Genomic DNA, 11,275 nt, shown 5'->3' with positions numbered 1-11,275 from the left:
TTTTAATCACCATTTCGACCAGAAAACACTTGAATATTTTAACATTTCTGGTCGGCATGATCATCGCAATGAATAGAATCTATTCATAATATCAATAGCTTGTCGATATTTCAGGGCTGACTACTTATATTGATATTGATTCATAGCTTTCACGATTTCCACAGCGATATTCCAATATGCTTTGCCTTGGAAATACACCAAACTGATGTGAGCGATGTCGCGCGTTCGACACGAATACGCTCCAGCAGTATATTTGTGGATTCATCGTTGGGATCTTGTACCACCAGTTGTCTGCAGGCAATTCGCATTCACTGCTTGGAGTAAAAGTGCGGCTGTAGCGTTTGGCCTGCTGCAATGCGCCGGAAACATCGACATGTTTACGCTTGGCTTCTACGATGGCAACGGGTGTCAGGCTGATGAACAGCACGTAATCAGCCGGGCCGCTTTCCGTGGGCCATTCGGCAATGGCGCGATTGCGGTTTTTCTCAGGACGAGCACCCTGATTGAATTTGAGCGCATCCGAATCCACTTCCCAACCGGCCTGGCGCAGCTGCTGGTCGATCAGCTTGCGCGTCTCAGCCTCATCCAATTGCACTGCATCAACCGCCTTGTTAGCGGCAGTGACTATCTTTACCAGGACATCTTTGGGCTGCGTCATGGTAACGCGCTGTAATTCGATCATGCTTTGTGCAAGCACGAGTTTAGCCTGCTCGGTCTCAGCCGCCATATTTTCCCAAAAGGCTTGTTCATCCTTGGCCTCGCGCAGACTGGCTTCGGTCATGCTCAGTTTTTCGATTACCTGAGCGTGCGTTGCCTGATAATCAGCAAGCGTTTTTTTCAGGCATTCCAGTTCAACTCGTAACCCGGCGCTTTCATTATGTGGCGCTGGCGGTGGAATAAAGGGGCTCACTTTATAGCTTGCATCCTTGCACGTACGATGGAACCATAATCCCATTTCCCTGACGAGCTTGAGCGCGGACAGTGCAGTGCGATGATCGCCGGATAGTGCATGGTTGGCTGCATTACCCGTACGCCGCACCTGGTTGAACATCTGGAAAACTTCACGCGGCATGACGCTGCTATCCTGCAATCGCCGCAGCAGGTCATATTGCGTTTCTTCTGGGGAAATATAGAGGCCGGCCCGAGCAGCGAGCAATTGCGCCAGAGATTCTGCCAACTGGCGCAGCTTGAGAAGGCAAGTATTGGGATCCTCTGCGAAATATTTTTCAGCAAGCATGCCAAGACGAAGTAATTGCTCGTCGTGCTGACTCAATACTGAAAAGTTTGATATGGCCATTTATTCTTATTTTTGAATTGACTAACGTGCGCATTGCTTACAATCGATAGAATCTACCCTTCACACTTCAAAATTCGGTTTTTTTATCCCGCATCCAGCTTTCTCCAACGGCGGGAAGGTATTGATGCCAAATTCTGCAGTGCGAGAAGGATAAAGTTCAGGCGGGTTGCATCGCTACAATAGTAGATTGCGCTATCATAACCTTACCGCTCGCAGTGAGCCTGTCGAACTGCTCGCAACTGACATTGGCCTGCAACAAGCTCAGGCTGAACGGTGTTTTTATAAATGTTATGCTGGAACGGGTTTACTACACAACAAAACCCAGCGGATCAAAAACGATGCCGCTTTCCTTTAATTCAGCCAGCGCTATATTCGTTTGATTGATCGGGTGTTCTGCCGCGAGCACGCCCAATTCGCCCACGGATGTGCCTGAATTCAGCAGGTCAATGTATGGTTGTGCCTGTTCTGCTGTTGGCGGTGAACCCATGAGATTGCTCCAGAGTAACGAGGTCACTTGCGCGGGAGTATTTGCTCCGGCGGCGGCGATAGCGAAGGCAGCAAGATCCTCATGGCTGGTACCTTTATCCAGCGCGGAAAGACCAATTGCGACATAACTGGCATTAGTAACACTTTCTGCACCAAAAACTGCGCCAATCAATTTCGCCACCATGCCAGCCGCCCCCTCCACATCGAGCGCAAAAGCCATATCAGTGAAAACGATCCGCTCGATAGCTTGAAGCGTATCGGTTCCTTGATTATTCGGATCTGCCCGGTGATCTATCACGATCAACTCACCGGCTGGCGAGACCTGGTGGGTAAAGTTGGAGCGGGCGCCACTGTACAGCACATAATCGATTCCTCCGCCGCCATGAATAATGTCATTCCCCCCACCGCCTTTGAATATCTGAAGATGCTGCTCACCCGATACCTCGCCTGCCATGTTGTCAGCGCCACCGCCGCCGAGCAGCACCTCAATGTTCTGGCCTTCTTTTGCATTCAAATTGTCATTGCCATTGGTGCCAGGAACAATATTCATGTCCCGGAACAACGTATTTGCATCTAATTGAGAAGTTATAAATTCAATGCTTCTTCGGTAGCTGATGCCCGAGTCATCCAGCGGAACAAACAAGGCGTGTTCTGATAGCTCATCTAATCCGCCATCGTCCACCCGTACATTGATAATCGCGCCGCTTACTTCATATCCCCGCGCATCTCCTGCGATTACCGCCTCATCGTCATTATGACGAATATTGGCAAAGCGTTCTTCCGGCAATGCCTGGAAGCGATTGGTGCCAGGCGAGCCAAAAGTTACCCCGATATACCTGGCATCGGTGCCACCATAGTCCTGCATGAAGAATTGCGCGGCGGCCCCCCCCAGGCTATGGCCCGTCACGAGCACCTGCTCAATACCTTGACTATTAACATAGTTGACGATCGATTGCAGAAAACTGACTTCGTTATCGTTGCGGGGCTCGTTTAATAGATCATAGTATCCCTTGATGCTGAAAACATTATGGTTCCAGTCCTTCCTGCCATTTCCTGTAGTAATATCGTTAGAGCCCTCGAATGATATGCCTAACGTGCGTTTGCCATTCAATAAGGTTAAGCCAACAGTGGCTGAAGCATTATCGTTGTCATATCGCAATAAACTCCCGCCTATCGTGCTGAATCCTGGCTCATTTACTGCAAAACCCAAAGCAGTGACTTCTAAAGGCGTCCAGCCCTGAATGCGTCCATTCACTGCATCAATGACCGGCTGATCATCAAGATGGTTATCGGAATAAGCTCGTGCGGAGAGATTAAGCGCAGCAAGCATCATGTTGTCGGAAGTTGTTTTAAGTTCTGGAATGGAATTGGCGCTTCCTGTTGTCGTTGCCATCTTTTATCCTCCTTTATATGGAATCTCGCTAACGGTTACTTAGGAGCACATAACGATCCTATAACAAGCCGTTAAATTTGAAGTTTAGAATGCATGGCCTGGATAGGTAAAGTCATTACGCAAGAATCACTCCACTCAAGCACAAAGTAACAACAATGAGATTATTGAATTCATAGAGCAAGATCCCATCACTTGTGCCGCCCTTGCTCCAAACAAATGCTCAGCTCTCAAGCAGCGCAAGCAGGATCGCTGCTCTTGCACTCGATTAGATGCAACACAAATATCATTCGTGCCCATCCCTGACAAATGTGTGTTTTCCTGCTCCTGCAGAGGTCGGCCACGTTTGCCATAACCGGCAGCACATTTATTCGTGGGAATTCCCCAGGAACAGTCCCTTCCGTCCCCTTTTATCTTTTTATGCAGTCAGCAGATCCGGGTAGTAGTCAGTCATGGTTCGATCCACATACTCAATCAGATTGTTTTTTGCGAGGGCATATTCCTTGAGCGGTGATTCGATAGGGCATCTCAGCGTATTGACCAGGATGCCGAAAGCGCTGGCGTCCAATGTCGTAGGCTGATTTCCCAGGAAATATTTTTTATTGCCAAGAAAAACGGAGAGTGCATCAAGGTCGCGCATACCAAGCGCAAACACTTCTTCAGCACTGTGCCGACCGATACCATGCCCATGAATTTGTTGTTGAATCTTGCGCCGATAATAAGCAGCGGCGATATTGCGGATGATTGGCGTCATCCTTCCAAAAATGGCTTCCTTGTTCACCTGCCAGTTAGCATCAGTATACTGCCAGCGAGAATACATCGTGGTCCAGAAGAGATGTTCTTCCAGCAAGCGCTGCATCGCCAGGGAATGCGCAAGCTCTACGGCATTTAATTCTTGATCCAGATCCTTATATTTTGTTTTCAAGTGCAAAATAATAAAACCTGAATCTCCTAAAATTTTACCGTCATCTTCGATGTACGGTAACTTACCTTTGGGTGCGCTGAGTGGAAACGCTGGCTTGATTTCATATTCAATCCCTGCCATGCGCAAGTAGGTTTCCATTTTGCAGCAGAAGTGACTTAAATTAGGAATTCCCCAAGTACGTTCGAATTGATAAAGTTTCAACATGATCTGAAATGGCTCCCATAAAAAGGAAAATCACAAATGTTTTATTAGTAACTTGCAAATTGCAAGTTACTATACTATTGCACCTTAAGTGGTGCAATTACTTTTATTTTTTAGGTAAGCGATGAAAAAAGAGCAAAAAGCAGCCGACAATCCGGCCGCATTTGAACGATCGAGTTGTCCAATCACCAATGTACTGGATCTCTTCGGTGATAAATGGACACTGTTGGTTATCCGCGATTTGGTACTTGGAAAAAGGCGTTATCAGGAATTGATCGTTTCTCCCGAAAAAATTGCCTCGAATATTCTGGCGGATCGGTTAAAAAAGCTGGAAGATGCGGGCATCATTACTCGGCAAGCTTATCAGCAAAAACCCGCCCGTTATGAATACAGGCTTACTCAAAAGGGCGAAGAGCTGCAGCCCATACTGGAAGCCATCATCACGTGGGGACTGAAGTATTATCCCGGCACTACCATATTTCCGCGCATCGAGCGGTATTAGGATTTTCTGGATTGAGTACCTACCAGGGACCGCGCATTGGCCGGTCTGGGCAAGGGAAAATACCAACTTTCTCTACTTTTTTGACGCCAGTTTTTTCATTTTGCAGACTTGGCTTGCTGAATCAGTCGAATTCAAGAGATGCGTCGCAGTTGCTGTCATTTGGCTGCTGCTGGCTTTGGGAAGCCTCTTGAGCTGTAGAAACGGCGGTGCAGGTCATGCACCTGCTCCGCAAGTCCGGGAACCGGGCCTTCCACCATGAGGTCAGGGACGATCTCATGGATCGGTAGCGGTCGTACGGGAGATGGAGGGACTCCCAACTCGGCAAGCCAGGCTGCCAGTTGCCTGGAAGAACTTACATACACGATACGGCCCAATCCGGTCCAGCCGTGCGCAGCAGCGCACATCGGACAATGCTCACCTGAGGTAAAGACAGTCGCTTTGGCTCGTTCCTCAGGGCTCATGTTGGCCGCAGCCCAGAGTGCAATCTTCAACTCCGGATGGCGAGTTCGATCGCCGGAGGTTACCACATGATTGCGATCCTCGACGAGAACAGTGCCGTTCGCTGAAACGAGCACAGAACCAAACGGTTCATCACCCGCGTTTAGGGCTTCAGTCGCTAATTCCACGCAGCGGCGCAAATGCCGCAACTCGACATCGTTCAACATAATGGTCTCCAAATATTGACTTTCACTCTCGCTTAAGTCCTTAGTCATGGTATTGCGTTTCGATTCGTATTCCGGCGTACTGCCATAGCTACGGCCAAGCGCGAACAGCGAGACTGAAGCTGCAGCACTGGCAATGAACTGCCGGCGGGTCTGTTTTACCATAGCTTTCAACCTAGCGATGCTGTAAAAATACTACATTGCGAATATGGCGTTTTATTGTGAGAGTGATTTTTTGAAAATACTTTCATCGCAATATCTCCTTTTTGGAAATTCATTCTTCCAAATACAATCCATTGTAAATTTTCGCTTGACTATATCAATGGGGCAACCACTCAGGCTGTTTCATTCATACCTTCCTCTTATGCAGACTTTATCTGTCTAGCAGTCAATTCAAACTACCGTTCGGTTTGATTGTACAAGAAATGCACCGTAACACCTTTCTGGCCTACTGGCTCATACACCTAAGATCCTGAGGGATCCTCGCAAATAAGTACAAAAAAGCCAGCAAAAAAAACTGATCCTTTTATTTAATCTGCTATGTATTGTACATGTAATTCTCTAATTGACGACAAAATAAATCGTTTAAAAACAATAAATTATACATTGCGCGCAAATACACATCGCTCATTAGCGACACAATAAATCTTTTAAAAACATAGTGTTATGCGATATATACAGTTCATGTATAAGAATGAATTGATTATTGATGATATTTTTCCACACCCTTCTTTTAACAAAACAATTCAATACATTGATTAATAATGGAAATATATTTTGGCATGAATGTTGCTATGTATTATTAAAAGAAACTCTTACACACATTAAAGGAGGTCAAGATCAATTCAGACGACAGCAATTCTTAATATTAACGATAGCAATTCTTAATATTAACTAGCAGTAAAGATTATTGAATTAGCATTAGTTTGTAATAACAGGAGAACAAAATGAGTACAACCGAAGACACTATTAAACGTGAGGCTATCGATAATTTAGCTGGAAGTGACGATCAACAACAACCCACGGCGGATTCAGACGTGAGTACGACCGAGGACAATACCAAACCTGAGGTCGTCGATAATTTAGCTGGAAGTGACGATCAGCAACCCACCACAAATTCGGACGTGAGTGCGACCGAGGACAATACCAAACCTGATGCCATCGATAATTTAGCTGGAAGTGATGATCAGCAACAACTTACGACGACTTCGGATCTTGGCAGCCCTAATGATGGCAATTCAAATAATGATGGCCAGAAACATGTCGACGTACGTCCAGGTGAAGATTGCCGTGGTGAAGACGGTGCAGAAGACAATTTTGTTTTCCATGATCTAGGACACTGGAAAATTGACGGCTTTAATGCGCAGGAAGGAGATGTGCTGGATTTCACTGCGTTTGGTTTATCACGAGATCAACTGGCAAGCCAAATTACCAAAATCCATGTTGAGGCTGATAACTTCATCGTCAACTTCGGTGATGATGTATCCATCACACTGGCAGGAGTAAAACCTGATCAGATTGACTGGGATGATATCAATATGCCGGGAGATGATCGTGGCGATGACGGCAAAGGTGGACATGATCATGGCGGTAAAGACGATCATGGCGGTAAAGGCGGACATGATCATGGTGGTAAAGATGATCATGGCGGCATGAGAGGCGATGATCGCAATAATGGTGGTAAAGACGATCACGGCGGTAAAGACGACCGGAATGATGATCGCAAAGATGACTCATCCGGCGGCATGAGAGGCGATGACCGCAACAATGGCGGTAAAGATGATCATGGCGGCAAAGACGACCGGAATGATGATCAAAAAGACGATTCATCCGGCGGCGGCATGAGAGGCGATGATCGCAATAATGGCGGTAAAGACGATCATGGTGGTAGAGATGATCATGGCGACAAAGGTGGACGTCACCATAAACATGTCGACGCACGCCCAGGTGAAGATTGCCGTGGTGAAGATGGCGCAGATAATTTTGTTTTCCATGACCTGGGCCACTGGAAAATTGATGGCTTTAATGGACAGGAAGGCGATATGCTCGACTTCACTGAGTACGGTTTATCACGTGATCAAATAGCTAGTCATATTACCAAAGTCCACATTGAGGCTGATAACTTCATCGTCAACTTTGGCGATGACGTCTCGATTACGCTGGTAGGTCAGCCACCCGCTTGGGAAAACGTCACTACTGTGGAAGGTTAATAGCATAGCAGTGGAGGGAAATCATTCCTCCTCTTAGGAAATTTGGGGTCAGCATCAGAGGAATCCTCAGACGCTGACCCCGATGAATCCCCGTGAATTTAGCCTCTCTCCAATGAGTTTAAACAACGTGTTTGACTTATGGAAACATAGGATAGATCGTTCGGTGAAATTTCTTGCTTTTTTTCGGTTTGATTTGTTGTCGCAGCTGTGTTTGTTTATTGGCCTGATGCAGTCGATTTGCTTGAGAGTTGTCCTGAGTGCTGTCGGTGACGGCGGCAACCTTAGAAGAACTGGCTTCATTAGCCGCGACATTTGTTGGATTTGCCAATACATGTCCTGAAGCACTAAAAGCAAGAAGAGTGCTCATAAGCATGATTTTTTTATTGAGTGGATTCATTTTATTTCTCCTTAGAAATATTCAACCATTCCTCGTCTCACCAGAATGTTTTACTTAACCCTCTATCTGATTAGTGATCGTATATGGCATTGCATCCTATAAAAATAAGCGCAGGCCTTAATTTCTTATAAGGAAAATCTTTAATTTAGCTAATCTCATGCAGCCTCCTTCCTTTAAGCAAAAACAATTCCAATATAGTTAACAAGATGGTCGTAGTGATACCTCATCCCACTACACTCTCTATTTGACAGAAAAACAGGAAATAATTAAATACGTATAAACACGTAGGTAACTTAAAATCAGATCAGTCTTGGTTACGGCTGAGCAATGGTGAGCGGGCACGCTCAAAATATAGCGAACAGTGTGCAAGGCGCGAGCCCCCTATCTCCTCTAGCATTCAGAATTTCCAAACAGCCTCTAAGCATTTTCTTTAGATCAAATTAAAGTTTTTGCTTATTTTCATTTTGATCAAGGAAGCGTACTTTTAATCCAGCCAGATTAAATTGGAAGACAGTAACAGACTCCTCTCGTGATGAAATCCCTTTCCAAAATCGCCTCATCATAAGAAATTCAGGTTCTTTTTACTGTTTTTCTTATGTCGAACTTACGTTACTGAAGCATCAAAGCTTAAGTTATGTGGTTGCAGACTATCGTGGCTAACGCGTGGAAAACTCAATATTTCAAATAACGAAGTTAAAAATAAGGGGTGGATATGATTTTATCAGCGAGATTTACACAATGTTTTATGCATAGTTGCATGTTCTTTGCTTTGGCACTATGGTTATCTAATACGGTACATGCCCAGAGTACCATTGCGCCCAAAAGTCTTGCTTTCTATTACGGCATGCCGAGTTTAGTCAATGGTGCAAATGGCAATATCAGTGTTGCTGTAGATGTTTTCAACGACTATGATGTGGTCGTTTTAGGAAGTTCGCTTGAATTCCCGCAATACACCGGGGCAATTAGTCAAATACCGTATTACGGATGCGATCAAAACAGTCATTTCGATCACGACTTCACGCAGCAAATTATTCAACGACTGCAGCCACCCCTGGGCAAGACGCAGGTATTTGGCTATGTATCTATTGGCGGTGAAAATACTGCCCGGCAGTGTAACGGCATTCCTGTACCCCTTACCGTTGATGAAATGAAAGCGCGTATTGACGCATGGTCTAATATGGGTGTCGCCGGTATCTTTCTGGACGAAGCAGAATATGGTTTTGGCAGTTCTCGAATAGTGCAGAACGAAATCGTGGACTATGTTCATAGTAAATCCTTGAAGGCATTTATTAACGGTTATAACCCCGATGATGTGTTTGGGACAGCGGTTGTCAATGAAGTACTTTATACGACAGGCTATTATGCAAACACCCTGTCATCAGTTCCAATGAATCCACAAGGTGCGGCGGCGCGTCTGGGTGCTATGGATATCTACTTATTAGAACATTTCCAAGTTATCAATGGCACTTTCGTGGATCCGCAAATCTGGACAGACAGATCTGACAAGGCATATGCCTATAAGCAGAAATACGGCACTCAAATTGCCACCATCACGACTCAGGCAGATGTTAGTCCAAATAAAGCGGATTGCACTCTCTTGTTCGAAGAAAATAAATTCGATTATGCATGGTGGTCGACATTGCTATATGGTTTTGATTTCATGGCCTGGGGCGAGCCTAGCGGTTTTTCAGCATGGGGAACCTGCTCAAACGCATTGCCTTTTCATGTGCGACCCAATGTGGGAGATATTGGAGAGTTTATTTCTTCTGTGATTCATCCTTCGTCTGACGCGCAACCTATTCATTACCGTGACACCACTACAGGGATCATTGAAATCGATACCAGCACCCATACCGGCAGATTCAGACTTATCTCACCGCCCAACCAGGTGCCCGTAGCCAATGACGATAACGTGACTACCTTTGAAGGCAGACCGGTTATTATTAGTGCTTTGGAATTACTAAAGAACGATTTTGACCCGGATAATGACACGATTAATATTGCCACCGTCGATACTACAAGCTCCCGGGGCGGTACTATTATTGACAATGGCGACAAGACTTTTACCTACACACCTGCTGCTAATATATTAGGTACCGATAGTTTCAACTATACAATTGTTGATGACCAAAATGCGGGCGCCAAAGCTGTGGTCTATATCAACATTACCCTCCCTGTGCTGACGCCGGCAACTTATTTTCCTGGAGCTGTTACGATCAACACGGGTGAATACCAGTGGGGGACTCTTAAGAGTTTCAAAAAGGCTGATCGCGATACTTATGATATTAAGTCTCACCGAGTTGCCGATGGCAGAAGCACTGATTGGTATGCGACCACAACAATACCTGATTGGCCCGCAAGCATGTCAGAGTTGTCACTAACTTATAAGGGTCAATATTCTAGAAAAAACGTTATGCAAAGCTTGTATTTGTATAACTATAAGACCGACAATTGGGATCTGCTGGATAAGCGCGCGGTTGGAAATACAGACGATGTCACTGTATCGGCCGTGATTAATCTGAGTCCAGATAAATATGTGTCACCCAAGGGTGAAATGAAAGTGCGCGTGCGAGGCCTTCACACTAATCGTAATTTTGAGTGTTGGGCAAATGCTCTCAGTTGGACAGTGCGTTAACCGCTAATACTAAGCTGGCTATATATTTGACCGTCTCAACGAGTGATCAAGCACACATAACGCCAGGGGTCACACACAACAAATGGGGTTTTCTTAGCCTTTGCTCTGACCCTTTGTGTGCGGCCCCTTTCCCTTTGTGAAATACTGGATAACTATCTGAACTTTTCTAGAAAACATCAATCTTATAGCAGTCTTTTGGATTCAAGTTGTTAAATGTGATGCCTCTGGTTGATCTTTTTCCTTGATATTCGATGGCTATAATACGGATCACCGTAAACGTAAATTTATCATTAAGGAAATAGAAATAGCATGGCAACAGGCATTGTGAAATGGTTTAACGACTCTAAAGGTTTTGGCTTTATTACTCCAGACAATGGTGGAGAAGATTTATTGGCACACTTCTCTGCATTCAATATAAAAGGTTTAAAATCGTTACGAGAGGTTCAACGCGTTACCTTCGAAGTGACGACCGGCCCTAAAGGTAAACAGGCATCAAATATTGCGCCTCAATAGGTTGAAGCACAAATAAAACCACAAACCCCGGATTAACCCCCCGGGGTTTTTTTGTGG

9 protein-coding genes are annotated in these 11,275 nt (G+C 45.4%); 4 read left to right on the top strand and 5 right to left on the bottom strand.

Annotation, left to right across the window (positions count from 1 at the left end; translation table 11 throughout):
• Nucleotides 1-124: 124 nt before the first annotated feature.
• The 3 genes from J5I83_RS00280 to J5I83_RS00270 form a co-directional block, all read right to left on the bottom strand.
• Nucleotides 125-1,297 carry a type I restriction endonuclease gene (locus tag J5I83_RS00280; protein WP_304052356.1) on the bottom strand — a complete coding sequence of 391 codons (1,173 nt, stop codon included), beginning with the start codon at nucleotides 1,295-1,297 and terminating at the stop codon, nucleotides 125-127.
• Nucleotides 1,298-1,604: 307 nt separating this feature from the next.
• Complete coding sequence (locus tag J5I83_RS00275) at nucleotides 1,605-3,176, bottom strand: hypothetical protein (protein ID WP_304052354.1); 1,572 nt, start codon at nucleotides 3,174-3,176, stop codon at nucleotides 1,605-1,607.
• 415 nt (nucleotides 3,177-3,591) lie between these two features.
• Complete coding sequence (locus J5I83_RS00270) at nucleotides 3,592-4,302, bottom strand: glutathione S-transferase family protein (RefSeq protein ID WP_304052352.1); 711 nt, start codon at nucleotides 4,300-4,302, stop codon at nucleotides 3,592-3,594.
• A 121-nt stretch (nucleotides 4,303-4,423) separates the two neighbouring features.
• On the opposite strand from J5I83_RS00270, the gene J5I83_RS00265 reads away from it, so the two are divergent.
• The gene (locus J5I83_RS00265; RefSeq protein ID WP_304052351.1) at nucleotides 4,424-4,801 is read left to right on the top strand and encodes a helix-turn-helix domain-containing protein; all 378 of its coding nucleotides are present in this window, start codon (nucleotides 4,424-4,426) and stop codon (nucleotides 4,799-4,801) included.
• A gap of 155 nt (nucleotides 4,802-4,956) precedes the next feature.
• Here the strand turns inward: J5I83_RS00265 and J5I83_RS00260 are convergent, their stop codons facing one another.
• Nucleotides 4,957-5,628: a nucleoside deaminase gene (locus J5I83_RS00260; protein WP_304052349.1), complete on the bottom strand. Its 672-nt coding sequence runs from the start codon at nucleotides 5,626-5,628 to the stop codon at nucleotides 4,957-4,959.
• A gap of 782 nt (nucleotides 5,629-6,410) precedes the next feature.
• Here J5I83_RS00260 and J5I83_RS00255 point away from each other — a divergent pair.
• Nucleotides 6,411-7,673 carry a hypothetical protein gene (locus J5I83_RS00255; RefSeq protein ID WP_304052348.1) on the top strand — a complete coding sequence of 421 codons (1,263 nt, stop codon included), beginning with the start codon at nucleotides 6,411-6,413 and terminating at the stop codon, nucleotides 7,671-7,673.
• A 136-nt stretch (nucleotides 7,674-7,809) separates the two neighbouring features.
• On the opposite strand, the gene J5I83_RS00250 is transcribed toward J5I83_RS00255, so the two are convergent.
• The gene (locus J5I83_RS00250; RefSeq protein WP_304052346.1) at nucleotides 7,810-8,070 is read right to left on the bottom strand and encodes a hypothetical protein; all 261 of its coding nucleotides are present in this window, start codon (nucleotides 8,068-8,070) and stop codon (nucleotides 7,810-7,812) included.
• A gap of 712 nt (nucleotides 8,071-8,782) precedes the next feature.
• Between J5I83_RS00250 and J5I83_RS00245 the strand changes: the two genes are divergently transcribed.
• Together J5I83_RS00245 and J5I83_RS00240 are read left to right on the top strand one after the other, a co-directional pair.
• The gene (locus J5I83_RS00245; protein ID WP_304052345.1) at nucleotides 8,783-10,705 is read left to right on the top strand and encodes a cadherin-like domain-containing protein; all 1,923 of its coding nucleotides are present in this window, start codon (nucleotides 8,783-8,785) and stop codon (nucleotides 10,703-10,705) included.
• A gap of 309 nt (nucleotides 10,706-11,014) precedes the next feature.
• The gene (locus J5I83_RS00240; protein WP_304052343.1) at nucleotides 11,015-11,218 is read left to right on the top strand and encodes a cold-shock protein; all 204 of its coding nucleotides are present in this window, start codon (nucleotides 11,015-11,017) and stop codon (nucleotides 11,216-11,218) included.
• Nucleotides 11,219-11,275: the final 57 nt, after the last annotated feature.

Origin of the sequence: Nitrosomonas communis, from assembly GCF_024102715.1 — a bacterium.
Classification (GTDB): Bacteria; Pseudomonadota; Gammaproteobacteria; order Burkholderiales; family Nitrosomonadaceae; genus Nitrosomonas; species Nitrosomonas communis_B.
Note: the sequence above shows the minus strand (reverse complement) of the source record. Positions and strands in the feature narration are given on the sequence as shown.

Coding starts and splice junctions, on each gene's coding strand:
- J5I83_RS00245 (WP_304052345.1), top strand. CDS start 8,783: ATGATTTTATCAGCGAGATTTACACAATGTTTTATGCATAGTTGCATG.
- J5I83_RS00255 (WP_304052348.1), top strand. CDS start 6,411: ATGAGTACAACCGAAGACACTATTAAACGTGAGGCTATCGATAATTTA.
- J5I83_RS00270 (WP_304052352.1), bottom strand. CDS start 4,302: ATGTTGAAACTTTATCAATTCGAACGTACTTGGGGAATTCCTAATTTA.
- J5I83_RS00250 (WP_304052346.1), bottom strand. CDS start 8,070: ATGAATCCACTCAATAAAAAAATCATGCTTATGAGCACTCTTCTTGCT.
- J5I83_RS00275 (WP_304052354.1), bottom strand. CDS start 3,176: ATGGCAACGACAACAGGAAGCGCCAATTCCATTCCAGAACTTAAAACA.
- J5I83_RS00240 (WP_304052343.1), top strand. CDS start 11,015: ATGGCAACAGGCATTGTGAAATGGTTTAACGACTCTAAAGGTTTTGGC.
- J5I83_RS00260 (WP_304052349.1), bottom strand. CDS start 5,628: ATGGTAAAACAGACCCGCCGGCAGTTCATTGCCAGTGCTGCAGCTTCA.
- J5I83_RS00265 (WP_304052351.1), top strand. CDS start 4,424: ATGAAAAAAGAGCAAAAAGCAGCCGACAATCCGGCCGCATTTGAACGA.
- J5I83_RS00280 (WP_304052356.1), bottom strand. CDS start 1,297: ATGGCCATATCAAACTTTTCAGTATTGAGTCAGCACGACGAGCAATTA.